This is a genomic window from Ruegeria lacuscaerulensis (genome assembly GCF_013033355.1).
Lineage (GTDB): Bacteria > Pseudomonadota > Alphaproteobacteria > Rhodobacterales > Rhodobacteraceae > Ruegeria > Ruegeria lacuscaerulensis_A.
Genome location: NZ_WQDY01000009.1, coordinates 1 through 25,663 on the forward strand (window position 1 = coordinate 1; position 25,663 = coordinate 25,663).

A 25,663-nucleotide genomic window follows, 5' to 3' on the forward strand; every position below is an offset into this window, starting at 1 on the left:
TCGCTCTAGCAGCAACCGTGCTATTCTGGCTGTAAATCAATGAGGCCAGAACATAAAGACGGTCGTCCAAGACTATCTCCCATGCGAGTGGTTACTTGCAAACTTGCTACATTCCTACCTCACCCCGGCTGAGCCTCCCCAACTGAACTGATTCACCTTCACGTAGCACGACGGGTTCCTTCGGTTGAGTGCTAGGCGGCGGGTCTTGGTTGGCAAGCCACTCCGTCAAAGGATGAAAAAATACTGCGACTGTATCGCAAGAATTCCAAAGTTTTTCGACAGGTCTCATGTTGGTATCTGTGCGAACGCGCCTGGAGTAGGAAGCGTCGTAAATGACGACCGGAAAGCAACGTCAAGTGGGATACTTCAGGATTAGGGATTAACATCCTGTCGTTGCCTCGCCCACAGTGTCAAAGAATAAGGTCGGCCAGCATCTTCGAGCGGGTGGCCAAGGTACTCGGATAGCGAAAAGTACCAAGCACGAGAAATTTCCGAGACAAATCCATGTTCCGCGAGGCGCGTCACCAGCTGTCCGAACAATGCCTGATTTGTTGCATCCACATGCACCTCACATACGATACGTCGAACAAGGTGAAACTTGTCTTCGATATCCTCAAACACATCGTATTCAGCCCCTTCGATATCAAGCTTTAGCAGGTCAATAGGGCCATCGATCCAGTCCCTAAGCCGGCGTAGATAGACTTGGATTACAAAACCGGAATAACGCAGCTTCTGACAGTCCAAAGTTGCGGAGGAGAGCACCACTCAATGCGTTAATCTGTCTTACACAGCCATCAGTCAAATAATGAGATCAAGCATCTATGGTCGGTTTCCATACAAAAGCGCTGAGGGGATTGAGTTTTCGTCGATCCTTCCTACTGGAGGTCCTGAGAAGGACAGCATAAACCCAGATTGAGTCAGCTGCGAGATCAATGTCGCGAGACGGTTTCCTGCATCTGGGATATCAAAGTGAATTTCGATCGCCAGTCGGCGAACTCTAGAAAGGCAGGCAACGTCATCGATGAGTGTGTCATATTCCGCGCCTTCAATATCAACTTTCAAGAAATCAACTTCTTCTGTTATTAGGTCCGCAAGCCGGATGCGAGGGACCTCGATAGTTCTCAAATCCCTTGAATCAAATCGTTGACGGCTCTGGGTACTTGCGCCCAATCCACCCCAAATGTTGTAATCTTGTGGAACAACAAGCTCTACGTTAGGCGAGGTACCGGATGCTACCGCGCCGCCAATAATGTGAACTCTATCCGATTTATACGGCGAAAGATTTTTTTTCAAAAGTTCTACGTTTTGGGGATCGGCTTCAACCGCAATAACCCTTGCATCCTTAAAACTCTCCAAAACCGAGGCAGCGAAGATACCATTGGAAGCACCCAAATCAACGATTAATGGATCTGGTTGACTCGGCACATAGCGGTAACAATCCTGCAAGAGAATTTCATCAATCAACATTACTGCATCATTCAAGTTCGCAAAAGTGAACTCACGCCCCAGTAGGCGAACCGGCCCATCTCCAAAAACTTTCTGCAACAGAATTTTGCGAAAATTAGGCGCCTCTACGATCGCAAAGTCATTCCGTTCGCACACAGCAATGCAAGCGTCGTAATCATCATCAGATAAGTATGTGTGTAAAGACGCAACAAAATCGAGCAGTGCTGATACTTCGCTGTAACGGTTGTCAGAAAGCAGTGTCGCGTAGGACGCAGAGGGGCCGGGTTGAACCACTGCCTCCCTTGAAAACGACAGTGTTTCTCCGTCGAAACAGACGTTCACCGTAACTGGCATTAAATCGGAGAGTTCGCCAAAAAATATAGTCTGAAGTTCCCAGCCTGGCGCAGGATCTTCATACTCCGGAAACTTGCTGGAAACATCTGTGCGACTCTTCCTAAGAATGACAGAGAACGAACTGTCTCCTGATGCTGTTACCAATTCGACAGATTGCAGATTTCCAAGAGCCCATCCAGAAACCAGCAAAAGGCCAGAGGATGGCGTATACTCACATCTGCTGAAACCGGCTCTGTTTGGAAGGGGGTCGTTTTGCGGCAGATTAGTCATTCGATTTCTTCCTATTGGTTTCTCGCCACCTAAAAGTTGACGCAGCCTTTGATAAGTTCCCTCCCCAAAAAAACGGCCTATCGAACCCAAACACAGAAACCGGTTACTTTAAAGTACCTTCGTATCTGACAGCCACCAAACACAGCGCGGACATGGTTAAGTTTTGCGAAGTGCCCGTCCGCCCGCCTTTCAAAAGGAAAAATTGTTAAGACAGCGCAATCAATGATGCGTCACTATTTTTTCTAAACTCGTGATCAAAAAACTCCAGATCTCGCGCCATCACGATGCTCCAAGAATTCATAAGATATTCGGTATGAAAGTCTCCATCGTCGTCAGCCAGCTTCTGGTTAAATCTGTCCACATACGCATCTAGCGCCGATTGCGCATGGGGTCGGTCATCCGCTTCCAAATAAGAGAGTATCTCTGATTCGAACTGTGCCTGGAAGTTTGCAACCGCCGATACCGCTCTTTCACGGCTCATAAATTCCGCACCACTACGAAAGTTTCGTTCAGGACTAACCATTGCACTGTGCCAACCTTGTTTTGAAAATACACTGGTCTCGGGCCATTTATTCACGACGTATTCGGCAGGACTACTAATCCTCTGTTTCTTCAAAAGAATTTTTATCACTATGTCCGTTGGCATAATAGTGAGAAATGGAATGCGGTAATGTGGCTCTGAAAGCACAATCGGTATTGCACGTGAGTTACCCTGATAGAAAAATATGGTTCCCTTTTCCGGTGTCATATTGCAAGCGCGGTCTATTGATTGATCGATGTCAACCACATGCTCGAGAACATCGAAGAAAGTAATGAGTGAATATGGAGGATTCAAATTCTCAGTCATGAAATCTCCAAACACATAGCCAACGTTACCCTCCGTTCCGGCATCAATGAGAGACAGGCCTGTATTGGCAAATGCTTGGTCGACTTCCACACCGTGAGCCTTTTGAAAACCAAGTTCCCGTGCGGCCATCATGGTGAAGCCAAGGCCACAGCCAACATCAAGATACCCCGTTTTGTCTTCGCAGAGAGAGGATAGCTGTCGCATCACATTCAAGTTCTTTTCGTATACTGCAAAGCGAGCCGATATCTTTTCTCTCAAGCTATCCCAACGCCGAGCCTCGCCGTTAACAACAGCGTTCTTCCAGGCGAGCGTATCGCGAACAATAAGCTTTTCGACAATAGTTCTATCAAGCGAGACAGCTTCCGCAATGTAATCGATGAAGGTGTCTCTTTTTGCTAGCATAAACCAATTAAAGAGAGCGTCATCATTCCACAATGCAGCATCAAATTCTTCATCAAGTATAGGCGCAATGTCGTGGCATAGCCGGTTACTGATATCGCCACGAAGCTGGTTAAGTTTGTCTTCCATCTTAATGACCGCCTTCTTTGTCCGATTTGTTTAGTTGGGTTGGCGACTTCTCAATTTGGGCCAACACAAGATTATGTCTCAATTGCTTTGGCCAGTCCCCGCAACATCGCGGCGATTTCCGTACGTGCGTCATTTTCCGGAAGCCCTTTCGCCAGCGCAGCTGTTAATTTGTTCAACCGTTCCCGCTCGTAGATTTCCGCAGCTTTGGCGCGAAATTCATCTGCTTCGAAATTTGATGCAGCTCGACTTGGTCTTACCAGCATCCTGGCAAATAACGAATCGATATCTTGGGCGAACCTCTGCCCTGAAGCAACTTGGGAGATGCCTTCATGGAGCCGGCGAGGCTCAGTCTGCGGTTTGGTGATCATTGAGGCAAGTGCTGAGCGCATCGCTGTAATGTCTCCCCGGGGAACAAACGTCGTCAACCCGTCGCTGAATTCTCGAAGGACTGGCAAATCATAGGCGATACAGGGCCGCCCCATATAAAGTGCTTCGATCGGTGGATATCCGAATCCTTCGAAAAGAGTCGGGAAAACCATGCATTTGGAGCGAGCAATCTGTTCGAACTTTTCGATGTCCGAGATTTTATGGAGCAGTTTTAGCTTCACATCATGAGCGGCGAATGCGGCACGTAATTTGTCTATTTCTTCGCCGTCGGGCAGATCAGCTGTTCCGACAATCAGCGCAAGAGTGTGCCCCCGGGTCGCGTCCGACAAAAGTGACGTCATGGCCCGGATGTTCTTGTGCTCCGAACCGGTGCCAAAACGGCTGATGCAAATGATTTGGTTTTCGGGCTGGAGGTCGCGAGCACGCACAAGATCCGCGATCGGTGTGTTTATCGACGGCGGTACCGCTGCGAACTCGCAGGAATCGGAGACTGTTGTATAGTAATCTTTGGCATAACCGACCGCCGCTTCAGCCGACGAGACGATGGCGTCCACATGACTCGACATTGCCTTCCAGAAACGCCATTTCGCAGGGTCTCTAGGGATCTTTGCGAGCTCGTTGAACCAATTCGGAGTCTCGAAATTGATCAATGATGTTATGGCACCAGTATCGCGTGCGAGGGTGAGCGCCTTTTCAAAAGGTGTAGAATCTGCGCTCATATCCGGAACGATAATCACGACATCGAAATCGCCAGCCGGCGGTTCACTGAATGGATTAACATGCAACTGAAGCCGGTAATGAGCAGGCTGGAGTGTAAGATTATTAAGCCAAGACGGATAGTTGTTTGTCCAGACAACAACGTCATCTCCCAATGAGCCAAGCGCCTCTGCCAACAACAAGGCATGATACCGTCCACCTGAGAAAAGCGCGTGTGGAGCTCGCATGACTAGACATATTCTTCGGCCGCTTGAAGGAACGGCGGTTACCGGCGTGTCCCTCAGCGCAATCTTCCCTTCCCCGCCATCTTTGAGAAAGGAACCGGGAACCGGTCGAGCCTTGAGAGCGGGCGTGTGAGACGGTCGTAATGCAAAGTAACGTTTGCCCTGAATTTCCCCTTCGACGCAGGATCGCTCCGTGCTGTCTAGAAAGCGTGCATGCGTTGCGATCTGGCGCCGCGCATTGAAGGTTGGATGGCACAAATGACCCGTGTCGACGAGTTCATGGTAATGAGCTCGAGGCGAATGAGCCCAGAAGTCCTCGTTCTTGTCCACGTCCGGATTCTTTCCATCGCATCCCAGAAAATAAATCGTTTTTGCGACTGTGGCGGCCAAGGGCAGCATGTGAATGTTCAATGTGCTATCGAGCCGCGGAAGGGCGAAGAAGGCCTCGAGGTCCGTGACTGGGTCGTCCGTTATTTGTTCTATGAGGATAATCCGTTCGGCGATCTCGGGGTGATGCGCGGCGATGACATAGCCAAGCCGCGCTGTCGTTACGAACCAAGCATCTGACCTCAAGATAAAACTGCACAGATCGGACCGAAATTGCCCAGCGTATTCCGACACACCCATGTGGCTGACGGCGTCACCCGCACAGACGAATTCGGGGCGAACATGGGCCAGAAGGGCGGGGTCAGAAACCGCAGTATTGCACACAATCGTCAGGCAATCGCGAAAATCATAGTCGAACGCGTGGTCGATGGATGGACCGGTTCCAAATACGACTGCTTTTTTGAGACCGCGCGAGCGACAAGACTCAATTGCGCGCCCAAGCCGGCGTTTACTCTGTTGCAGAATGTCTGTCCGCTGATCCGGGGTGAGCGCTTGCCAATTCGCTCGGGCATAGTTCCCGAATTCGACGGACGTAGGATCTTCTGTGGCCACGGGTAAGATTTCTGCGCCTGGGAGCATCTGCCGCATCGCGCGCAAGGCGTCGTCAGATATGGTCTTCCAGACTAGGATCAGTCGCGCTTTGGAAACGCGCTCGAAATAGTCTGCTTCATCAGAGATTAACTCGACAATATCCGGCCGTCCTGACGTTACTTCTGCAAACCCCGCCGGGCGCAAGTTGGGCCGTTCTAGCGACGTCCCTATCGTGCACCTGCGGACTTGGCCCGCTGGGCCCGTCAGATACCAAACCGCCCGAAAATAGTGATTAGCGAGGTCTTCTGGTGCCTTGAAATCCGGAAAAAGGGCGACGTCGTTGGACCCTTCCCGCTCTCGCACCGATATTCTATTGGGTGTATTCTTAGCCAGATCTTCAAGGTCTTCGGTCGATATAGATGAAAGTGATGGATCCCGCTCAATCGTCACGACTGGTGGCTTGTTGGGATTTTCCACCTTGATCGGTTGAGGCGATGACCGCACAACCCGTTCCCCTGGTATCTCTGCAATGACCGACTCTTTGTCCAGTACGCCAGCAGAGAGGCCTTCGAAAATCCAGCGCCTCACGGTTCCTTTCGATTGTTGCAGGCTTACCGCGAGCCCCGTCGAGGTTCGCCCAGAAGAAAAAGTCAAAACAGGAACCCGGTCGCTTTCCTGCGACTGAAGTTGGACCTCTATCCTCAACCACCGGCGGTCAGCGAAGTACGTAGCATTGACCGATGCATATTGCAGAATTTCAGGCCCGCGGTTGATTTTAGCATCTGGTGCCACTGCCTCAAGTGAGTCGGCTCTCCCGTGCGCGCTTAATTTACGCAGCGAGGAAAAAAGATCTCCGATCTGAGCCTTGATCAGAGATCGTCGAAACCGCAGCTTGGTACTAACAGGCAGACCAGGCAACTTAAGTGCAAGCCGCAGCACAGCTTTTTGCAGAATGGACTTTCGCTTTCGTTCTTCCGCCGGAACAACGTCTTGGATCACTTTGAGTAGTTCAGGATACATAATAGTTCGGTATCAGCCTCAGGTTCATGGAGCCGTAGTGCCTGAGAATGCATACATTGTGGTCGAGCCAGCGGCAACCATGTGGATTTTCCAATTTACTCAACATTCTGTCCTAAGCTGCAATTGGTTTCGCGCCCCACTGAGATGGCACACCCACCTGTCTAGGTCTTTGTTTCAGTACCACTGATTTGAGGTCTCTCTAGTACAGTTCCCGGAATTTGATGGGCGCAAATTTAATGCTTGTGCGGTCGGATTTGGTTTTATTGCTAGTGCCAGGCATTTGTGGTGACTTGGGCTTGCCTGGTGTGGAACCACTATGAATTGAGGCGTTGTCGACGTAGAGTTCCGTTGAAGCGTTGGTTGTTTCCTTTTTACCAAGGGATATCCGGGTAGATCTGCATCGGTTGGATACCAACCCGTCTGAGCCGATCCTGCAGATGCCTGGCAATCAACTCGGGGACATTTTTTTGATCGCAAATACTCAGGTTTGCTTTGTTTCATCGGCAGCCGATGTATTACATCCGGAATATCGTTGGCATTCATCTTTGATCGCCTAGCATCGGTCATTAGAGCTCAGAGCGTTCATTCGCTGCATGGTGAATCAGTGACAACTGCGCCGACAAAGCGTACACCTCGGTTTCTTTATTGCGCAGCCAATTTCAAACAAGGGCTATCGTCCGGCCACAACCGTTATAGACGAGCTCATGGATGGAAATCCTTTTCGCTGCTCATGCAGTCCTTAGCGTCGGAAGCAGTTCGCGGAAGTATTCGACAGTCTTGATCAGTCCGTCTTCCAGCAGTACTTCCGGCTGCCACCCAAGTACATCAATTGCGTTCGAGATATCCGGTTTACGCTGTCTTGGATCATCTGGCGGTAGTGCCTGCCGATCAATGCTCGACTTCGAATCCGTTAGGTTTACGACCATCTCGGCAAGTTGGCGGATAGAAAATTCGTCCGGGTTTCCTAGGTTTATGGGACCTGTCACCGAGGTATCTGTTTCCATCATGCGTAATAGCCCCTCTACTAGGTCGTCGACATAGCAGAAGGATCGGGTCTGCCGTCCATCGCCGAATATCGTGATTGGTTTGTCTTGTAGGGCCTGAACGATGAAGTTCGAGACTACGCGCCCGTCGGCGTGGTGAACGCGAGGACCGTAGGTGTTGAAGATACGAGCGACTTTGATCTTGATGTCGTGTTGGCGCCAGTAATCGAAGAAAAGGGTCTCTGCGCAGCGCTTTCCTTCATCATAGCAGGAACGAGGACCGACAGGGTTGACATTGCCCCAGTACTCTTCGACCTGTGGATGGGTGTTCGGGTCGCCATATACCTCGCTGGTCGAAGCTTGAAGGGTCTTGCAATTTAGACGTTTCGCCAGCCCGAGCATATTTATCGCGCCATGAACAGAGGTCTTTGTCGTTTGAACTGGATCGTGCTGATAGTGGAGTGGCGCCGCTGGGCACGCGAGGTTATAAATCTCGTCAACCTCGACGTAGAGCGGAAACGTCACATCGTGGCGCATGAATTCAAAAAGAGGATTGCCGTGCAGATGATCGATGTTCCGTTTGGTTCCAGTGAACAGGTTGTCCACGCAGATCACTTCGTGACCCTGATCCAGCAATCGATCGATAAGGTGCGAGCCTAGGAATCCCGCACCGCCTGTCACGAGAATCCTCTTTCTGCTGTCTTAAAAACGCACCAAAAATTTTCTCCATAAGCCTTTTGCTAGGCGTTCACGCGTACCCGTTACCTGCTTGAATACAACGCTTCAATATCTGGAAAAGCTGTATGTGTACCGCCTGCGAAGTGCATCATTACCCCGGGACGAACCGACCTTGGCCATTTCACCTGGATCGTGCTGATATCATCGCCCTTGATAGACACATCGTAGAGGCGGTCTGCGGGTGGATTCGTAATCGCGATATCGATAGGGCTGAGGATATTCAGCGTAGTTTCAAACTCAGCATTCAAGGCTGAGAGGCAGCGGAAGAAATCTTGGTCATGCCAACCAAAACCAAACTCATTACTATTCTTATTCGCGTTGAATGGCTCTGAAAGCATAAAAGCAGTCCATGCCTCCAACAATTCGAGAAATTGCTCACGATTTGCCATAAACAATCCGGTGCAGACCTCGGGTTTGGTTCGAGCAATTCCGATATTTTCCATCTGCCCTGCGTCGACAGCCTTCTGGAGGCGAGACACGCACGTATGCGCTATAGTTGGCAAGAGGCTCTGCGATACAGTAACCCTGTCAAGTTTATGTAACCCGAAGAGCTTTGAAACGGGGGCCACCATCAAGGTGTCGGGATCAGTGTAAATGTAGAGTCTCGAATGACGATGGCTCTCAAGAAACCATCTCAGGAAGAAAGGTTTGGCAATCTTTCCAAGCGGATGCACGTTTGAGGCAAGCACAGCATTGAGTCGTCTATCTCGCCGACTGGCAGCATTTCGACCTGAATGTCGGCCTCAGTGAGCCGATCAATTGATTCCACCGAGAGGTCGTCCGAAACCACAACTGTTTCCAGCTCCGTTTCCAAGTCCCAAAATGTTCGGAAGGACGCGAACATCGCCTCTATCATCTGAACTTGACCGTCGTTCCCATTTGTGACGACTGTGATACTATTGGACGTAAATTGAGTGCCTCCATTGGCGAGCAAAGGCTGGATTAGATCAGCTTTTGGTGGTCGTACCACGTCAAACATGGAGTATCTAGTCGTTCTCCGGGGTCTATATCGCAGTTTGTACTCCGCCTATATTGTCCTGTTGAGCTCTGGTGTGCATCGGCGGTGGTAATTCGCAAGATGCAAACTATCCACAAGTACGGATGGTGACTGTTTTTTCAGTTAGCTGTAGTGCAGCGATTGGCCCTACTGGGCCTATTTTGTTGAAAAATTCTTCCTTGATCGACGCATGAACTGCTGATCCGGATGCTGCTGGTCGGCTATAGCTTCGGCATCCGCTCCGAGCGGCGGCTGTGCTATTCTGGCTGTAAATCAATGAGTCCAGAACCTAAGGGCCACCAAACAGGAGAGCCCAAATGACCCGAATCTTACGCCCCAATCGCCGAGCCTTTCTGGCTGGCAGCACCGCCTTCGCCGCATCACTGTCCATGCCGGCCATCAGTCGCGCATCCTCGCGCCCGGTTTTCACCCACGGCGTTCAGTCGGGTGATGTTGACACCACCTCGGGTATGATCTGGACCCGCACGGATCGTCCCGCCCGCGTGATGATGGAAGTTTCCACTACCGAGAGCTTTGCTGATGCGCGCAAATTGACTCCGATGGATGCAATCCCCAACAGTGATCTGGCTGTCAAGCGACTGGTCGATGGGCTGCCGTCGGATCAGGATATCTTTTACCGTTTTGTGGCCGCCGATTTGCACGACATCAACGCCGTATCAGAGCCTATTGTTGGCCAATTCCGCACTGCACCGACCTCACGCCGGAATATCCGTTTTGCCTGGTCGGGTGATACGGCCGGTCAAGGCTGGGGGATCGACGACGACGGAATGCGCACCTACGCCACCATGGCGCAGCACAAACCAGATTTTTTCATCCACTCGGGCGACACGATTTATGCCGATGGTCCGATGCAAGATGAGGTCGTCAAGGATGATCAACTGATCTGGAAAAACACCACCTTGATCGACGAGAAACGCAAAGTGGCTGAAACGCTGGACGAATTCCGTGGTCAGTGGAAATACAACATGATGGACGAGCATGTGCGCGCCATGAACGCCGTCTGCCCGACCTTTTTTCAGTGGGATGACCATGAGGTCGTGAACAACTGGTCGGATGCGAAAGATCTGATCTCGGACGACCGCTATACCGAGAAGTCGGTCCACGTGCTGCAATCCCGCGCCGCGCGCGCCTTCCACGAGATGACACCGCTGCGCATCACCCCGGCCGAGCCGGGGCGGGTGTATCGCAAGATTTCATATGGGCCGATGCTGGACGTGTTCTTTTTGGACCTGCGCAGCTATCGCGGGCCGAATGGTGCCTCGATGGAGGATGAGATCAACGATCAGTCCCGCATTCTGGGGGCCGAGCAACTGGCTTGGCTGAAACGGGAACTGGCCGCATCTGAGGCGACGTGGAAGGTTATCGCGTCCGACATGCCGATTGGGTTGATCGTCTGGGACAACTGGCGCGAAAAGTCCGGGGCCGAGGCGATCTCGAACGGCGATAGTGGCCCAGCCAAAGGGCGCGAGTTGGAGATTGCCGAACTGCTGCGATTTATCAAAACTGCTGGGATCACAAATACGGTTTGGTTCACGGCTGACGTTCACTATACTGCTGCGCACTACTATGACCCTAACAAAGCGCAATTTCAGGACTTTGAGCCGTTCTGGGAATTCGTCTCGGGCCCGCTGCACGCTGGAACCTTTGGTCCGAACGCGATGGATGGGACCTTTGGTCCCGAGGTCAAATTCGTCAAAGCCCCGACTGAGGATCAGGGTGCCAACCTGCCGCCCAGCGCTGGCCTTCAGTTCTTTGGATTGGTGGATATCGACGGTGCAACCGAACAGATGACTGTACGCCTGATGGACCGTGCCGATACCGAGCTTTGGTCGATCACGCTGGACCCGAAGTCTCGCGCAATTTGATAGGATCAGAGCGCCCCTGACTTATGATCGGGGGCGCTCTTTCATCCCAATGTTTAGTAGTCCACGCCGCGCTGGGCCTTGATGCCAGCTTGAAACGGGTGTTTTACTTCGGTCATTTCCGTGACCAGATCGGCATAGTCTCGCAGGGCTTGCGGCGCGTCGCGGCCCGTCAGGAACACGCCAGTCTTGACTGCCCGTTCGTTCAGACCGTCAATCACCTGATCCTCCGTCAGATATTCATAGCGCAGGGCGATGTTGATCTCGTCCAGCACCACAAGGTCGTATTCGCCACTGGCCATCAACGCCCGCGCTTTGTCAAAGGCCGCGTTGGCGGCGGCGATGTCACGCTCGCGGTCTTGCGTGTCCCAGGTAAAGCCCTCGCCCATCGTGTGCCAGGTGACCAGATCGCGCTCTTCGAAAAAGCGGCGCTCGCCCGTTTTCCACTTGCCCTTGATGAACTGCACCACGGCCACTCTCTGACCCCAGCCAAGCGCCCGGATCACCACACCAAACGCAGCCGAGGATTTGCCTTTGCCCTTGCCTGTGTTGATCAAGACTAACCCGCGATCCGGGTCTACGGCCTCGGATACTTTCTTGCGGTGCTGGGCCTGCACCTTTTGCATCTTTTCCTTGTGATCCTGCGCGTCACTCATGAGAGGAACCTTTCATTCTGTTGCGCCCAACCTAGGTGAAGTTCGGCAAAGGTAAAGATCAGGTCTTGGGATCGGTTGCAGATTGGGCTTTATTGCGTTCCAAGCCCAGCTGACGTTCGCGTAGGATCACCACAACGTTGCCCGCAATTACCAAAGTGGCACCGATCAACATGACGAGTGTGGGCAGTTCGTCGAACCAAACGTACCCGATAACCACGGCAAACAGCATCGTTGTATAGTCGTAAGGCGCCAGCATGGAGGCCTGCGCGAACTTGTAAGACGTGGTCACCAAAATCTGAGCAACACCGCCTGTTATTCCTATAACTGCCAGTGTCAGAGTCTGTTCAAGGGTTGGTGTCGTCCAGCCCCACAAGGCCGTACAGGACGATAAAAGGGTTGCTGTCAGTGAAAAGTAAAAGGCCACGGCGGCGGGGTGATCGACCTGCACCAATTGTCGGATTTGGATTTGTACAAACCCACGCGCCATCGTCGCAACCAAAACGCAAAGCGCCCCGATCGCCGCTGTGCTTTCCATGTTGTTGCCGCCCAGCCGGGGCCAGATCATGATCAATACGCCGAGCAGCCCAAGACTGACTGCGCCGATGCGGATCATACGAATACGTTCGCCCAACATGAAGGCCGCCAGAATCAGGGTGAAGATCGGTGTGGCATACCCAATCGCCGTAACCTCAGGCAGGGGTAGTAAAGCCAGTCCGGTGAAGGTTAGTCCCATGGCTGACGTTCCCAGAACCCCTCGCCAGAAATGCCCCATGGGTTTTCTAGTGATTAGACCTTTTGCCAGTTCTCCGCGCCAAAGCAGCCAGCCAACGACAACCGGTATCGCAAAAAGTGATCGGAAGAACACGATTTCGCCGGGTGGAAAGTCATCCGACACCGCTTTGACCACTGCAGCCATCGCCGTGAACAGGAACAAAGCGCCCAGCTTCAGACCCACCGCCAGGACGGGTCGATGCGATGTTAAGGATTTTGCCATGGGCCGAACCCTGCGCCTTTAGTCGGCAAAGATCAACGGGTGGCCTCGCCGTTTATCCATGTATTGGGTAGTTCACTGCCGATTTCTTCGGCGAAGTCTTCCAGAAACCGGATCATCCGCGCGGTACGGCGTTTTGCAATCTGCCGTCCGGATTCGGTGAGCATATCGTCGGACAAGTTCAGCAATTTCACTTTCCAATGGTCCAGTGAAAAGTGCAGATCATCTAGCGTGCGATCAGCGGCAAAGGGATCAGCTGCATCGTACAGAGTGCGCCCCAAAGCGCCCGAGACCGAGAAGTTCCGTGCAATCCCGATGGCGCCCAATGCGTCCAGCCTGTCGGCGTCGCGCAGAATGCGGGCCTCGGGCGTTTCGGGTGGAATATTTGCCGAATAGCTATGTGCCTCAATGGCATGTTTGGTGGCGTCGATCTGGGCGCGGCTATAACCAAAATCTCCCAGAATAGGCTCTGATTCCAGGGCAGATTTACGTGAAGCCAAATGGCGATCCGGGTCATCTTTTGGCAGGTTTACCAGATCGTGGAGATAGCTGGCCGCCAGCAGAACAGTCATATCTGTCCGGTCATCAGAAATGGCCTGTGCGTTCACCCAGACGCGGTCCAGATGGGCCAGATCATGGGCCGGGTCTGTTTCCATGCGCTGCGCGACGACGCCGCGCAAGCGGCCGCGCAGGTCAGCCGATATGTCCACGGTTTTCTCCGATCTGGCCGCGATGTAGCAGCAGATGATCAAAGATCACACAGGCCATCATCGCCTCACCCACCGGGACGGCGCGGATGCCGACGCAGGGATCGTGGCGACCTTTGGTGATGATCTCGGTTTCCTCACCCGATTTGGTGATCGTCTTGCGCGTCGTCAGAATGGAGGAGGTCGGCTTGACTGCAAACCGCACGACGATGTCCTGTCCGGTCGAGATACCGCCCAGAATACCGCCCGCGTGGTTGGAGCTGTATTGTGGGCCGTTCTGACCCATGAAAATCTCATCGGCGTTGGCCTCACCGGTCAGTTCTGCGGCGGCCATGCCTTCGCCGATTTCGACGCCTTTGACGGCGTTGATCGACATCATCGCTGCGGCCAGATCAGTGTCTAACTTGGCGTAAACCGGCGCGCCGATCCCTGCGGGGACGCCGCGCGCGACGACTTCGACCACAGCGCCAACCGAGTTGCCGGATTTGCGCAGATCATCCAGATAGGCGGCCCATTCGTCAGCGGCTTGGGCGTCGGGTGCCCAGAACGGGTTCTGTTCGATCTGCGACCAGTCGAAGTTGGCGCGGTCGATTTTGTGTGGGCCGATCTGGGTCATATAGCCGGTGATCTGCACATTTGGCGCGATCTGTTTGATGGCCTCGCGCGCCAATCCTCCAGCGGCAACACGAGATGCGGTTTCGCGCGCCGAGCTACGCCCGCCGCCGCGATAGTCGCGGATGCCGTATTTCTGCCAATAGGTGATATCAGCGTGGCCCGGACGGAACTTGTCCATGATATCGCCGTAGTCTTTCGAGCGTTGATCGGTGTTCTCGATCATCAGCTGAACGGGCGTGCCGGTGGTCTGCCCCTCGAACACGCCGGACAGGATTTTGACCTGATCGGGTTCGCGCCGCTGGGTGGTGAATTTGTTCTGACCCGGTTTACGCTTGTCCAACCAATGCTGGATCATACCCTCGTCGATCGCAACGCCCGGAGGGCAACCATCCACCGTCGCCCCTAAGGCGGGGCCGTGGCTTTCACCCCAGGTGGTGACGCGGAAGAGGTGTCCGAAACTGTTCATCGACATGGGGCGTGCTCCTTTGAGGGTTGTGATTAGCGGGGAGAGCCTCTGGCCTCAAGCGGATTTGCGGTTGGGGCGGGGTGCGCTGCCCTGTGGGCAGCGCGTTTGAGTATTTGCGAAAAGATGAAGATCAGGCCGCCTGCGCAACTTTTTCGCGGGTTTCGGTGATTTTGAGTGCAGCCTGCGCGGCCTCGCGCCCTTTTTCCACGAAATGCGCGCGGTAGATCGCGTTGTGGTGGTCAGTTTCCTGATATTGATGCGGGGTCAGCGAGACCGACAGGACCGGTACGCCCGTGTCCATCCCGGCGCGCATCAACCCATCGACCACGGCCTGCGCCACGAAATCATGCCGGTAGATGCCACCATCCACCACAAAAGCGGCACAGGCGATGGCCGCATAGCGCCCGGTTTGTGCCAGGTCGCGGGCCAGTAGGGGCATTTCGAACGCGCCGGGGACGTCAAACACGTCGATCTGGTCGGCGGGGATAAATTGCAGGAACCCTTCCAGCGCCTGATCAACGATATCGGAATGCCAGTTGGCTTTGACGAAAGCATAGCGGGTGTGTGTCATCATGATCTCCTACGTAAACAGACACGTCACCCAAGGCGATCACGAGCAGCCGCGCCGAGGGGCACGCTGCGCGTTCTCTTTCATCCGGACTGTAACCGTCGGCTCTGGCTTCTCACCAGATCTGCTTGTCACCTCGTGTACCGAGGCCGCTCGCGGGCTTACGGATCAGCGCCCGCATACCGCCGGTGGGGAATTTCACCCCGCCCTGAGAACGACGCGGACCTTGCCAAGATCGCTGCGAATCTGCAAGGCGTTCCGTTAGGAGATTTGATATGCACCCAAACCCGGCTTTCCGCTCTGAAGATCAGGCCCTAAGCGTCGAATTTGCCCGCGCGCGGACCTTTGGCGTATTGGCGCTGTCCACCGAAGGCGCGCCGTTGATCAGTCATGTACCTTTTCTGCTGAGCGAAGATGGCGCGGTCGTAGAATTGCATCTTGTGCGGTCAAACCCGATTGTCCGCGCGCTGACAGTCCCGCGCGCGGCGAAAATCGCCGTCGCCGGTCCGGACGGCTATGTCTCACCCGATTGGTACGGGGTCGAAGATCAGGTGCCTACGTGGAATTATGTCGCCGTTCACTTGACGGGAAAGCTGGAACTGCGCCCGCATGATGAATTACGGGATCTTTTGGACCGTCAGTCGGCTTTTTATGAGCAGCGGTTGTTGCCTAAACCAGCTTGGACAACCGGCAAGATGACCCCTGATGCACTGGACCGGATGATGCGCATGATCGTGCCGTGCCGGATGCAGGTCAACGATATTCAGGGCACATGGAAACTGAACCAGAACAAACCCGAAACCGTGCGCTTGGCCGCGGCGGATCAGGTGGCAGAGGGGATCGGTTCAGAGCTTTCGAGGCTGACCGCGCTGATGCGGGGTCAGCGCTAGGGTCAGTCGCTGAACGTTGCCAGGTAGGCCGCGATGTCCTCGGCCCCTTTTTTCAGCTTTACGCTCATGTTGGGACGGGCCGTTTCGTCGTCAAGATAGTCTTTGATAAAGCGAATCGGATCTTTGGAATAAGCGGCGATGTTGTCCTCGGTCCAGATCAACCCTTCCTGGCCCGCAAGGATCATGTCGTCGGTGAACATTCCGATCGGCAGCCGTTCACTGCCATTCAGGTAGTCGGTTTCGGTGCCAGCTATGCGCCCGACAACACCAAAGAGATTCGGCCCGGTGATTCCTCCTTTCACCAAAACCTCACCATCCTTGATGATCGCGTGGCAAGAGGAACACCTGTTGTAAAGCGCCTCGCCCTTGGCTGGATCTCCGGCCGCGAGGGCCTGTGTCGATAGTAACAAAGCGAAAAGCAGCGTGATCCGTGAAGTCTGTGGCATGGGAAAAGTCCTGCTAAAAGTTGTCCTGACCCGCGCCTTCTTGCATTCGCGTGCCACGTGCTATCCAATTCCGAGCGTATGGGGTCATTCTGAAATATCTATTTTTAATTCAATAATTTATACGCTCTGATTTTAGCTGAAGTTGAAGAAAATAAGGCAAGAATTGGGAATATTCTTGAAAGTTTGACCTCTTCGGTTTCTGCTTTGTAAAGCCTGACGGTTCGCGCGCGAACCTGCCCGTTAATAGCGCGAATCACCTGAGCAGAGACATGGCCCTGGTGCTCGAATCCTTTGGCTAAAATCAGCTCCAACCTTGAAAAAAGTACCTGACGTAGTGACATGAATGCCCAGATGCGGCGTAGTGCGCGCCTATGACCGCTGGACGAACCGATTTCTCCCGGCTAGATAGCCGCGATGAGACGCCGCTTTGATGCGGTGCTGATGCATGTTTGCCCGGTATCCTCCGGGCGCCGGAATCGGAGAAAACCTCGTGTCCCACGCAGAAGACAACGAAGGCACCCGCAGAGATTTCCTCTACTACGTCGCTGGCGGCGCAGGTGTCGTTGCGACGGGTGCAGCCGTATGGCCCCTGATCAACCAAATGAATCCCTCGGCAGACGTTCAGGCGCTGTCCTCGATCCGTGTGGACGTGAGCGGCGTTGAGCCGGGGACGCAGCTGACTGTGAAATGGCTGGGTAAACCCGTCTTTATCCGTCACCGCACCGGTGCCGAGATCCAAGAGGCCAAAGAGCAGGACGCCGAAGGTCTGGATGCGCTGCCCGATCCGCTGGCGCGCAACTTCAACCAACCGGCTGATGCGCCCGCGACCGACGAAAACCGCGTCATGCCCTCGCCTGAGGGCGAAGCCCCCGGTGCCTGGCTGGTTCAGATGGGCGTATGTACGCACCTGGGCTGTGTGCCGCTGGGCGATGCCGGTGACTTTGGCGGCTGGTTCTGCCCCTGCCACGGTTCGCACTATGACCTTGCCGGTCGTATCCGTAAGGGCCCTGCGCCTGAAAACTTGCCTGTTCCGCCCGCTGAGTGGACGGACAACAGCACCATCAAACTCGGCTAAGGGAGACCCAAATGTCCGGAATTCCCCACGATCATTACGAGCCGAAGACAAACGGCGAAAAGTGGCTGAACAGCCGCCTGCCCATCGTCGGCTTGCTGTACGATACACTCATGATCCCCACCCCCAAGAACCTGAACTGGATGTGGATCTGGGGTATCGTGCTGACATTCTGTCTCGCACTGCAGATCATTACCGGCATCGTTCTGGTGATGCACTACACCCCGCATGTTGATCTGGCCTTTGCCAGCATCGAGCACATCATGCGCAACGTGAATGGCGGCTATATGCTGCGCTATCTGCACATGAATGGCGCATCGCTGTTCTTTGTTGCGGTCTACATCCATATCTTCCGTGGCCTGTTCTACGGCTCGTACAAAGCGCCGCGTGAGATTACGTGGATCATCGGGATGCTGATCTACCTGATGATGATGGGTACTGCCTTCATGGGCTATGTTCTGCCCTGGGGTCAGATGTCCTTCTGGGGTGCGACCGTGATCACCGGCCTGTTTGGTGCGATCCCCTTCGTTGGCGACGCGATCCAGACCTGGTTGCTGGGCGGACCCGCAGTGGACAACGCCACGCTGAACCGCTTCTTCTCGCTGCACTATCTGCTGCCGTTCGTGATTGCGGCGCTGGTCATCGTGCATATCTGGGCCTTCCACACCACCGGCAACAACAACCCCACAGGTGTTGAGGTTCGCCGCACGTCGAAAGCCGATGCCGAGAAAGACACGCTGCCCTTCTGGCCCTACTTTGTGATCAAGGACCTGTTTGCGCTGGCCGTGATCCTGGTCGTGTTCTGGGCGGTTGTGGGCTTCATGCCGAACTATCTGGGCCACCCGGACAACTACATCGAAGCCAACCCGCTGGTCACACCTGCACATATCGTGCCTGAATGGTACTTCCTGCCGTTCTACGCGATCCTGCGGGCCTTCACCGGTGAAGTTTGGGTTGTTCAGTTCGCAAGCTTCATCACCGGCGGCATCATCGATGCCAAGTTCTTTGGTGTGATTGCGATGTTCGGTGCGATCCTGGCGATGGCTCTGGCACCGTGGCTGGACACTTCCAGCGTGCGTTCGGGCAAATACCGTCCGATGTTCAAATGGTGGTTCTACCTGCTGATCGTCGATTTCTTTGCCTTGATGTGGCTGGGTGCGATGCCGGCCGAGGAGCCCTATGCGACCTTCTCGCTGATCGCCTCGGCTTACTGGTTCGCCTATTTCTTCGTGATCCTGCCGATCCTTGGTGTGATCGAGAAACCTCTGGCCCAGCCCGAGACCATCGAAGAAGACTTCAACGCGCATTATGGCAAGGCTGACGCCGAAGCCACGCCGGCCGAGTAAGAAGAGGGACCGGAAACATGTTCAAGAAACTTGCAATCGGTGCCGCGTTTGCTCTGGCCCTCACCCCTGCTGCGTCCTTCGCGGCAGGCGGCGGCGAGCAGCATATCGAGGACTTCAGCTTTTCATTCGAGGGGCCGTTTGGCACCTGGGACAAGAACCAGCTTCAACGCGGCCTTCAGGTCTATACCGAAGTCTGTGCGGCTTGCCACGGTCTGCAATATGTACCTCTGCGTGACCTGGAAGCGTTGGGATATTCGGAAGAAGAAGTCATCGCCTATTCGGCAGAGAATTTCGAAGTATTCGATCCGGAACTGGATGATTTCCGTCCTGCGATCCCAACCGATCACTTCCCGGCAAACACTGGTGTCGGTGCACCGGACCTGAGCCTTATGGCAAAGGCCCGCGCCGGGTTCCACGGCCCTTACGGCTTGGGGATTAACCAGTTCTTCAAAGGCATGGGTGGTGCCGAGTACATCGCGTCCCTGCTTGATGGCTATACTGGTGAGGAAAAGGAAGAGGCAGGCACCATTCTGTACGAGAACAAAGCCTTCCCCGGTGGTTGGATCTCGATGGGGCCGCCGCTGTCCGAGGATCAGGTCGAATTCGCCGATGGCCATCCTGCCACGGTAGAAGCCATGTCCGAGGACATTGCGGCCTTTCTGATGTGGACGGCTGAGCCCAAGATGATGGAGCGTAAGTACTCTGGCTTTGTCGGCGTGATCTTCCTGTCGGTTCTGTCGGTGCTGCTGTATCTGGTGAACAAACGTCTGTGGGCCGGTGTCAAAGGCAAGCGTCAGCACTAAAGCTTTTGCATTTCTGAAATTGAAAACCCCCGCGCCATCCGGTTGCGGGGGTTTCTTGTTTCTGGCGGGATAAAGGGGCCAGCCCCTTCTTGGCCTACGGCCAATTCAACCCCGAGATGTTTTTAGCCAGATGAAGGACGGATCAGGCTTTGAGTTGGCTGTCCGTGTAATCGGTGATCGAGGCGGTTACGATCTGACCTTCGGGTTGGGGCGTATCGAAAGTGACTTCGGTGAACTGTTCCGTGCGGCCCATATGTGGGTTTTCCATCAGGATGTGATGGGTTTTGCCCAATTGTGCGGTCAGGTGTTTCGCGACCTGAGCGTCTCCGGCAGCGCGCAGGCGCGCGGCGCGGGCTTTGATGATGGTGCCGTTGATCTGCTGCGGGATGCGGGCCGCGGGCGTTCCTTCGCGTTTGGAGTAGGGGAAGACATGCAGCCAGGTCAGGTCACAATCCGTGACCAGTTTCAGCGAGTTTTCGAAATGGGTGTCTGTTTCGGTGGGGAAGCCTGCGATGATATCCGCGCCAAAGGTCATGTCTGGACGCAGTTTGCGGGCCTCTTCGGTGAAGCGGATGGCGTCGTCGCGCAGGTGGCGGCGTTTCATCCGTTTCAGGATCAGGTCATCGCCATGCTGCAGCGACAGGTGCAGGTGGGGCATAAGGCGCGGTTCGGTCGCGATGGCCTGCATCAGGTTTTCATCCACCTCGATCGAGTCGATCGAACTGATCCGCAGGCGCGGCAGGTCCGGCACCAGCTTGAGGATGCGCATCACCAGATCGCCCAGCTTGGGCTGTGCGGGCAGATCGGCGCCCCACGAGGTCAGGTCGACACCTGTAAGCACAACCTCGTTATAGCCCCGGTCCACCAGCCGCTTGATCTGATCCAACACGACGCCCGCAGGGACGCTGCGCGAGTTGCCACGCCCGTATGGAATGATGCAGAAAGTGCAGCGGTGATCACAGCCGTTCTGGACCTGCACATAGGCGCGGGATCGGGTGCCGAAGCCATCGATCAGGTGACCTGCGGTCTCGGTCACGGACATGATGTCATCGACCTGTACCGCCTCTGTCTGACCGATGAAATCGGCGGCCATGCCTTTCCAGGTGTCGGGTTGCATTTTTTCGGTATTGCCGATGACCGCGTCGACCTCGTCCATTTTGGCAAAGGTTTCGGGTTCGGTCTGAGCAGCGCAGCCGGTCACGATCAGGCGGGCATCGGGGTTCTCGCGACGCAGCTTGCGGATTTCCTGCCGGGCTTTACGCACGGCCTCGGCCGTCACGGCGCAGGTGTTCACCACCACGGCGTTCGACAGACCAGCCTGTTGCGACAGTTCTTTCATCGCCTCGGTCTCGTAGGCGTTCAGGCGGCAGCCCAGAGTGGTGAATTTGGGCGCGCTCATCCCAGCGACCTCAGGAATTCAGGGGTCAGAGTGCCCGAGAAGACATGGACCGTGGGGCCGGTCATCCAGACGCCGTCGTCGCGCCAGTCGATCCAGATCGTGCCGCCATCCAGTTCGATCTGCACCTTGCGCCCGGTCAGGCCGCGCCGGGCCGCCGCCACCGCCGTGGCACACGAAGACGAGCCCGAGGCCAGCGTAATGCCCACGCCACGCTCCCACACGCGCATACGGATGTGATCGGGGCCGATGATCTGCGCCACCTGAACGTTCGTGCGTTCAGGGTAGAGCGGATGGTATTCGTAGCGCGATCCGAACTCCTCCAGTGGGATGGCCTCGGCATCGTCCACAAAGAATGTGCAGTGCGGATTGCCCATTCCGGTTGCCGAGGGAACGCCTTCGATAGGCAGTTCCAGCGTATCAACCTCTTCAGCCAGCGGAATCTCGTGCCACTCCAGCTGCGGTGGGCCCATGTTGATCGAGGTCAGCCCGTCGCCCGCGTCGCGCGCATAAAGCGTGCCGCGTTCCGTCGTCAGGGTCAGCTCGGGCTTGCCGGTTTCCTCCATCAGGAAGCGGGCGATGCAGCGCGTGGCATTGCCGCACGCGGCCGAAGTCGACCCGTCCGCGTTGTAGAACACCAGATGCGCATCCGATTCGCCGTTTTCGATTACTGCCAACTGATCAAAGCCGACGCCAAACTGACGGTGCCCGATTCCCTTTGCCAGGGCGGGTGTTAGGTCAATGCTTTGCGCACGCGCATCCACAATGACAAAGTCATTGCCTAGCCCGTGCATCTTCATGAAGGGCAAACCCGAGGTCAGTATTCGTTGCATGGCGGGCATATAACCCTGCCTTTGAAATGAATCCACCCTATCGCGAAGATTCCTGAAAAAAGGGGTTGACCCCCCAGCGTCCCCTGCCTAATTAGGCCGCCTATCGGATCGCCGGAAAGTAAGTAATTACAGGCGAAACGAGGCGTGAAATAAGGACTTGCACCCAATCGGGAAAATGCCTTAGAGAGCGCCACGGATCGAAAGATCCTAACAAAAGAGTGGGCCGTTAGCTCAGTTGGTAGAGCAACTGACTTTTAATCAGTGGGTCGCAGGTTCGAATCCTGCACGGCTCACCACTTTTTCGAATAAACACAAGCTGTTGATTGGTGCACAAAGGTGGCCATACGTTCTCACTTGGTTTCCGAAAGCAATACGGAAGCATAGTGACACCAATTAAACTGTACCCAAGGAACCACAGCGAGAACGCCTTAGCAAAGGGCCTAGATTTCGAACTCTTCAAGGATCACCGCTTTGCCGGAAAAGCGATATCCTTTTGGGAAAGGACCTCAGACACGAGAGCGACGCGGCCCGGCAAAGGCCGAAGCTAAGGTATGGGTAGTCCATATCGCTTTCACTCGGCAGCGGAAGCTTGGAAACTATCGGGCCTATGGGTAGGCGCTTAGATGGAATAACTCGATTTTCGTACCCGTCTTGCGACAAACGACGGCCGAGTTGCGAGAGAAATGCAAATGTGCCAAGTTTTCCGAGTAAGGTTTTACCGACAACGAAGCTACGTTCTTTAGCGGGAACGACAGACCAGCCAATGGTCAAAAAGCTTTAGGTGTCTGTTAGCGAAGCAAGACGGCAGTTTTGAAACTTCGGATTGTTACTCTGTTTTAGACTGGAATTCCATTGTGTTAAAAGAATTCGCCAAGCAAGTACTGCAGATTTCTCCGAAGATACCGCTTTTTATCCTCGATCGGCTAATTAAAGAATCGCAGCCAACCGACAAACGCGCAAAAGTCGTATTTTCGGCCCTGACAAAGGCTGGGCCACTCGCCAACGGAAAGGTTTCGGCATTCGAGTTCCTTCCGACGTTCTGTGACACTTTGCGAAGGAATGGGTTCGCAACCGAATGGGCGTCGAATGTTGCTGAATTGGATGCGTCTCTGAGCGATGAAGTGCCGGTTTTTCTGGTCCACCTATTTGGTGAAGACCATAGTGATATTTTCAGTGCGAAGGTGCTGGATCTCGAAAAGAAAGCCATCGCGACATTCAATACCGCCGAGGCTGGTCAGTTGTTGGCGGACAAGCTGGCGTCGCACAAGGCATTTGTGGATGCTGGTATCCCGGTTCCGACGCTCAGGGAAACCGGGGGCTTCGTCAGAAGTCGTTTCGGGACGGCCTTACCGACCGAGATTCAAGAGGGAACCGATGCATTACCTGCTGAGGATGAACGGCGGATATTCACTGACTTCATTGACACGCGGATCGAGTACGACGGCCGACTGTTCTACACGACCGTCAGAATTGTTTGCATCGACGACACGATCCTTCATTCATATCCAAGGGCCCGCGACGCGAAGGAAGAGAACCCTAGTGTGCATGCCAAAGATACTCCCCTTGAACCCGCTTTGGTCGAATACCTGAACGACGTTCTGGTCGTCCCAAATGCTGAGGCATTCGAAGGCATAGCGCGGAACCTACACCATGTTCTTGGCCACGGTTTTTTCGCGCATGACTTGGTAATCGATAACGTTTCAGGTGAAATCTTTGTTTGCGAAGGTGGATTTAAGTTCGACGACCCTTCCTACTGGCGGCATATGAAGCGCATTTCCTCTGATTTACCCAGTCAAGCTGTCCTGTTTCCAATTCAAAGCTTTGCAAAACATTCGTCGGAAACATTTTGTCGACGCTGCCTGTCCATTCTTGAAGAAACTCAGGTCAAAGCGGCGTCGGCAGCAGGCCTAGGGTCCAATTGACAGAGCAGACAGACGCGGAGCGCACCGAGCCATTGATCACGAGGCGAGTGACGCATGGTTCGGATGGTTTTGAGCAAGCACACCACAAATCCGGCGGTACTTTTGACTATTCTTTGGACAATCCTTTGGAATGCGCCGTCTTCAATCATCCACTGAATGCTCAGATAAATCGAATCGTTTATGTGAATCACGATTCCAGTTTATCCTTTGATCAAGTGCTTGTGAGCAAAGCGCGTTGGTTTGCGCAAGGCCCAGTCTGACTAAAGTCTGCCACTTGCTATCCACTGGCGCAAAGATCGAACTGTTAGTTGTTTTATTGGTTGTATGTAAATGATCATTGTCGATACCCTTCTCAAGAACCGTGCTGCCGAGAATAACCCAGTCCGGATCGGTGTATTTGGCGCCGGGTTCATGGGGCGCGGTCTGGTCAATCAGGTTGTGCGATATACCCCCGGAATGCATGTCGGCGTCTTGTGTAACCGCACTGTTTCCGCCGCGCGGAAGGCATTGCTGGATGCCGGCGTTCCCCCCAGTGATATCGTCGAAGCTGAAACTGTCGCTGCCGCTGACATAGCTGTCGAACAGGGCAAGTTCGTGATCACCGCAGACCCTTTGGTGGCCTGTGCGATGTCACAGGTCGATGTGTTGATCGAAGCAACTGGCCATGTGGAATACGGCGCTCGGGTCACGACAGCTGCTATTGAGAACAGCAAACACATGGTTCTGATGAATGCCGAGTTGGACAGCACGGTCGGGCCTCTGCTTAAGCAAATGGCAGATCAGGCGGGCGTTATTCTGACCGGATGTGATGGCGATCAGCCGGGCGTGCAGATCAACCTGCTGCGATTTGTTGAAAGCATCGGTCTGATCCCTCGGGTTTGCGGCAACATCAAGGGCTTGCAGGATCGTTACCGCAATCCGACCACGCAGGAGGGTTTCGCCAAGCAATGGGGGCAAACCCCGCACATGGTCACCTCGTTCGCGGATGGCACCAAGATCAGCTTCGAGCAGGCAATTGTGGCCAATGCGACCGGGTTCAAAGTGGCCCAACGCGGTATGATCGGGATTGAGCACAAAGGTCATGTGGACGAGTTGACCGGGGCCTATGATCTTGACCAGATCCGCGCATTGGGCGGGATCGTTGAGTATGTGGTCGGTAGTCAGCCCAGCCCCGGCGTGTACGTCTTTGCCGAGGCGCAGGACGATATGCAGCGCCACTATCTGAACTATGGCAAACTGGGGCAGAACGACCTTTACAGCTTTTATGTGCCTTACCACCTGACGATTTTTGAGGTACCGTTGTCCGCCGCGCGTGTGGCTTTGGCCCAGGATACCGTGATTGCGCCTATCGCCGGTCCGGTCGTGGATGTAATCACCTGTGCCAAGACCGACCTGAAAGCCGGGGCCAAACTGGATGGTCTGGGCGGATACATGACCTATGGCATGTGCGAAAACTATGACGTGGTGCGGTCGCAGAACCTGCTACCGATTGGTCTGGCCGAGAACGCAACGCTAAAGCGCGATATCTCGAAAGATGCCGTCCTGACATATGACGATGTCGATCTGCCAACCGATAGCCTCACGGTCAAACTGCGCCAGCAACAAGACGAAATGTTCCCTGTTACCAGTCCTTAACTTTA

General features: G+C 54.4%; 23 protein-coding genes, 1 tRNA gene and 1 riboswitch. Of the genes, 8 read left to right on the forward strand and 16 right to left on the reverse strand.

All coding sequences use genetic code 11. From position 1 onward, the window contains the following. Positions 1-372: 372 nt before the first annotated feature. The 7 genes from GOW48_RS15345 to GOW48_RS15375 form a co-directional block, all read right to left on the reverse strand. Positions 373-765, reverse strand: a complete 393-nt coding sequence (locus GOW48_RS15345; RefSeq protein WP_214648671.1) for an FkbM family methyltransferase — start codon at positions 763-765, stop codon at positions 373-375. Between the two features lie 54 nt (positions 766-819). Then, positions 820-2,070: an FkbM family methyltransferase gene (locus tag GOW48_RS15350; protein ID WP_170755116.1), complete on the reverse strand. Its 1,251-nt coding sequence runs from the start codon at positions 2,068-2,070 to the stop codon at positions 820-822. A gap of 205 nt (positions 2,071-2,275) precedes the next feature. Then, a complete protein-coding gene (locus GOW48_RS15355; protein ID WP_170755117.1) occupies positions 2,276-3,445 on the reverse strand; it encodes a class I SAM-dependent methyltransferase in 1,170 nt (389 codons plus the stop codon). A gap of 71 nt (positions 3,446-3,516) precedes the next feature. Next, on the reverse strand, positions 3,517-6,711 hold the full coding sequence (locus GOW48_RS15360; RefSeq protein ID WP_170755118.1) for a glycosyltransferase: 3,195 nt from the start codon (positions 6,709-6,711) through the stop codon (positions 3,517-3,519). A gap of 728 nt (positions 6,712-7,439) precedes the next feature. Continuing rightward, positions 7,440-8,375, reverse strand: coding sequence for a UDP-glucuronic acid decarboxylase family protein (locus GOW48_RS15365; RefSeq protein WP_414478920.1), 936 nt, complete (start codon positions 8,373-8,375; stop codon positions 7,440-7,442). An 80-nt stretch (positions 8,376-8,455) separates the two neighbouring features. After that, positions 8,456-8,875, reverse strand: a complete 420-nt coding sequence (locus tag GOW48_RS15370) for a hypothetical protein (protein WP_170755119.1) — start codon at positions 8,873-8,875, stop codon at positions 8,456-8,458. A gap of 191 nt (positions 8,876-9,066) precedes the next feature. Next, positions 9,067-9,411: a hypothetical protein gene (locus GOW48_RS15375; RefSeq protein ID WP_170755120.1), complete on the reverse strand. Its 345-nt coding sequence runs from the start codon at positions 9,409-9,411 to the stop codon at positions 9,067-9,069. 335 nt (positions 9,412-9,746) lie between these two features. On the opposite strand from GOW48_RS15375, the gene GOW48_RS15380 reads away from it, so the two are divergent. Continuing rightward, a complete protein-coding gene (locus GOW48_RS15380) occupies positions 9,747-11,315 on the forward strand; it encodes an alkaline phosphatase D family protein (protein WP_170755121.1) in 1,569 nt (522 codons plus the stop codon). Between the two features lie 53 nt (positions 11,316-11,368). Here the strand turns inward: GOW48_RS15380 and cobO are convergent, their stop codons facing one another. The 5 genes from cobO to GOW48_RS15405 all read right to left on the reverse strand — a co-directional run bounded on the left by cobO (position 11,369) and on the right by GOW48_RS15405 (position 15,318). Continuing rightward, positions 11,369-11,968 carry a cob(I)yrinic acid a,c-diamide adenosyltransferase gene (gene cobO, locus GOW48_RS15385; RefSeq protein ID WP_170755122.1) on the reverse strand — a complete coding sequence of 200 codons (600 nt, stop codon included), beginning with the start codon at positions 11,966-11,968 and terminating at the stop codon, positions 11,369-11,371. 58 nt (positions 11,969-12,026) lie between these two features. Further along, the gene (locus tag GOW48_RS15390; RefSeq protein ID WP_170755123.1) at positions 12,027-12,962 is read right to left on the reverse strand and encodes a DMT family transporter; all 936 of its coding nucleotides are present in this window, start codon (positions 12,960-12,962) and stop codon (positions 12,027-12,029) included. 32 nt (positions 12,963-12,994) lie between these two features. Next, positions 12,995-13,669: an HD domain-containing protein gene (locus GOW48_RS15395; protein WP_170755124.1), complete on the reverse strand. Its 675-nt coding sequence runs from the start codon at positions 13,667-13,669 to the stop codon at positions 12,995-12,997. Next, positions 13,653-14,753, reverse strand: a complete 1,101-nt coding sequence (aroC, locus tag GOW48_RS15400; protein WP_170755125.1) for a chorismate synthase — start codon at positions 14,751-14,753, stop codon at positions 13,653-13,655. The genes GOW48_RS15395 and aroC overlap by 17 nt, the downstream gene beginning before the upstream one ends. 124 nt (positions 14,754-14,877) lie before the next feature. After that, a complete protein-coding gene (locus GOW48_RS15405) occupies positions 14,878-15,318 on the reverse strand; it encodes a 6,7-dimethyl-8-ribityllumazine synthase (RefSeq protein WP_170755126.1) in 441 nt (146 codons plus the stop codon). 68 nt (positions 15,319-15,386) lie between these two features. Next, a riboswitch (FMN riboswitch) is annotated at positions 15,387-15,535 on the reverse strand. A gap of 55 nt (positions 15,536-15,590) precedes the next feature. Here GOW48_RS15405 and GOW48_RS15410 point away from each other — a divergent pair. Beyond that, positions 15,591-16,205, forward strand: coding sequence for an FMN-binding negative transcriptional regulator (locus GOW48_RS15410; protein WP_170755127.1), 615 nt, complete (start codon positions 15,591-15,593; stop codon positions 16,203-16,205). Between the two features lie 2 nt (positions 16,206-16,207). Here the strand turns inward: GOW48_RS15410 and GOW48_RS15415 are convergent, their stop codons facing one another. Together GOW48_RS15415 and GOW48_RS15420 are read right to left on the reverse strand one after the other, a co-directional pair. Beyond that, the gene (locus GOW48_RS15415; RefSeq protein WP_170755128.1) at positions 16,208-16,651 is read right to left on the reverse strand and encodes a c-type cytochrome; all 444 of its coding nucleotides are present in this window, start codon (positions 16,649-16,651) and stop codon (positions 16,208-16,210) included. A gap of 104 nt (positions 16,652-16,755) precedes the next feature. Beyond that, positions 16,756-16,992, reverse strand: coding sequence for a hypothetical protein (locus GOW48_RS15420; RefSeq protein ID WP_170755129.1), 237 nt, complete (start codon positions 16,990-16,992; stop codon positions 16,756-16,758). Between the two features lie 149 nt (positions 16,993-17,141). On the opposite strand from GOW48_RS15420, the gene petA reads away from it, so the two are divergent. From petA to GOW48_RS15435, 3 genes are read left to right on the forward strand one after another with little or no spacing between them, the layout of a single operon-like run. Next, entirely contained in the window at positions 17,142-17,726 is a 585-nt protein-coding gene (petA, locus tag GOW48_RS15425; RefSeq protein ID WP_170355724.1) for a ubiquinol-cytochrome c reductase iron-sulfur subunit, read from the forward strand. Between the two features lie 11 nt (positions 17,727-17,737). After that, on the forward strand, positions 17,738-19,069 hold the full coding sequence (petB, locus tag GOW48_RS15430; RefSeq protein ID WP_170355725.1) for a cytochrome b: 1,332 nt from the start codon (positions 17,738-17,740) through the stop codon (positions 19,067-19,069). Positions 19,070-19,086: 17 nt separating this feature from the next. Beyond that, entirely contained in the window at positions 19,087-19,872 is a 786-nt protein-coding gene (locus GOW48_RS15435; RefSeq protein WP_170755130.1) for a cytochrome c1, read from the forward strand. Positions 19,873-20,014: 142 nt separating this feature from the next. Here the strand turns inward: GOW48_RS15435 and mtaB are convergent, their stop codons facing one another. Both mtaB and dapF read right to left on the reverse strand, forming a co-directional pair. Then, entirely contained in the window at positions 20,015-21,271 is a 1,257-nt protein-coding gene (gene mtaB / locus GOW48_RS15440; RefSeq protein ID WP_170755131.1) for a tRNA (N(6)-L-threonylcarbamoyladenosine(37)-C(2))-methylthiotransferase MtaB, read from the reverse strand. Further along, positions 21,268-22,110: a diaminopimelate epimerase gene (gene dapF, locus GOW48_RS15445; RefSeq protein ID WP_170755132.1), complete on the reverse strand. Its 843-nt coding sequence runs from the start codon at positions 22,108-22,110 to the stop codon at positions 21,268-21,270. The genes mtaB and dapF overlap by 4 nt, the downstream gene beginning before the upstream one ends. Positions 22,111-22,321: 211 nt before the next feature. On the opposite strand from dapF, the gene GOW48_RS15450 reads away from it, so the two are divergent. The 3 genes from GOW48_RS15450 to GOW48_RS15460 all read left to right on the forward strand — a co-directional run bounded on the left by GOW48_RS15450 (position 22,322) and on the right by GOW48_RS15460 (position 25,658). Continuing rightward, positions 22,322-22,397: transfer RNA gene (locus GOW48_RS15450), tRNA-Lys, on the forward strand. A 558-nt stretch (positions 22,398-22,955) separates the two neighbouring features. Further along, on the forward strand, positions 22,956-24,023 hold the full coding sequence (locus GOW48_RS15455) for a hypothetical protein (protein WP_170755133.1): 1,068 nt from the start codon (positions 22,956-22,958) through the stop codon (positions 24,021-24,023). A 330-nt stretch (positions 24,024-24,353) separates the two neighbouring features. Then, complete coding sequence (locus GOW48_RS15460) at positions 24,354-25,658, forward strand: NAD(P)H-dependent oxidoreductase (RefSeq protein WP_170755134.1); 1,305 nt, start codon at positions 24,354-24,356, stop codon at positions 25,656-25,658. Positions 25,659-25,663: the final 5 nt, after the last annotated feature.

Excerpts from the sequence above, each read along its gene's own strand:
- GOW48_RS15350 (WP_170755116.1), bottom strand. The coding sequence starts at position 2,070 with ATGACTAATCTGCCGCAAAACGACCCCCTTCCAAACAGAGCCGGTTTC.
- GOW48_RS15355 (WP_170755117.1), bottom strand. The coding sequence starts at position 3,445 with ATGGAAGACAAACTTAACCAGCTTCGTGGCGATATCAGTAACCGGCTA.
- GOW48_RS15360 (WP_170755118.1), bottom strand. The coding sequence starts at position 6,711 with ATGTATCCTGAACTACTCAAAGTGATCCAAGACGTTGTTCCGGCGGAA.
- GOW48_RS15370 (WP_170755119.1), bottom strand. The coding sequence starts at position 8,875 with ATGGAAAATATCGGAATTGCTCGAACCAAACCCGAGGTCTGCACCGGA.
- GOW48_RS15375 (WP_170755120.1), bottom strand. The coding sequence starts at position 9,411 with ATGTTTGACGTGGTACGACCACCAAAAGCTGATCTAATCCAGCCTTTG.
- GOW48_RS15380 (WP_170755121.1), top strand. The coding sequence starts at position 9,747 with ATGACCCGAATCTTACGCCCCAATCGCCGAGCCTTTCTGGCTGGCAGC.
- cobO (WP_170755122.1), bottom strand. The coding sequence starts at position 11,968 with ATGAGTGACGCGCAGGATCACAAGGAAAAGATGCAAAAGGTGCAGGCC.
- GOW48_RS15390 (WP_170755123.1), bottom strand. The coding sequence starts at position 12,962 with ATGGCAAAATCCTTAACATCGCATCGACCCGTCCTGGCGGTGGGTCTG.
- aroC (WP_170755125.1), bottom strand. The coding sequence starts at position 14,753 with ATGTCGATGAACAGTTTCGGACACCTCTTCCGCGTCACCACCTGGGGT.
- GOW48_RS15405 (WP_170755126.1), bottom strand. The coding sequence starts at position 15,318 with ATGACACACACCCGCTATGCTTTCGTCAAAGCCAACTGGCATTCCGAT.
- GOW48_RS15410 (WP_170755127.1), top strand. The coding sequence starts at position 15,591 with ATGCACCCAAACCCGGCTTTCCGCTCTGAAGATCAGGCCCTAAGCGTC.
- GOW48_RS15415 (WP_170755128.1), bottom strand. The coding sequence starts at position 16,651 with ATGCCACAGACTTCACGGATCACGCTGCTTTTCGCTTTGTTACTATCG.
- GOW48_RS15420 (WP_170755129.1), bottom strand. The coding sequence starts at position 16,992 with ATGTCACTACGTCAGGTACTTTTTTCAAGGTTGGAGCTGATTTTAGCC.
- petB (WP_170355725.1), top strand. The coding sequence starts at position 17,738 with ATGTCCGGAATTCCCCACGATCATTACGAGCCGAAGACAAACGGCGAA.
- GOW48_RS15435 (WP_170755130.1), top strand. The coding sequence starts at position 19,087 with ATGTTCAAGAAACTTGCAATCGGTGCCGCGTTTGCTCTGGCCCTCACC.
- mtaB (WP_170755131.1), bottom strand. The coding sequence starts at position 21,271 with ATGAGCGCGCCCAAATTCACCACTCTGGGCTGCCGCCTGAACGCCTAC.
- dapF (WP_170755132.1), bottom strand. The coding sequence starts at position 22,110 with ATGCCCGCCATGCAACGAATACTGACCTCGGGTTTGCCCTTCATGAAG.
- GOW48_RS15460 (WP_170755134.1), top strand. The coding sequence starts at position 24,354 with ATGATCATTGTCGATACCCTTCTCAAGAACCGTGCTGCCGAGAATAAC.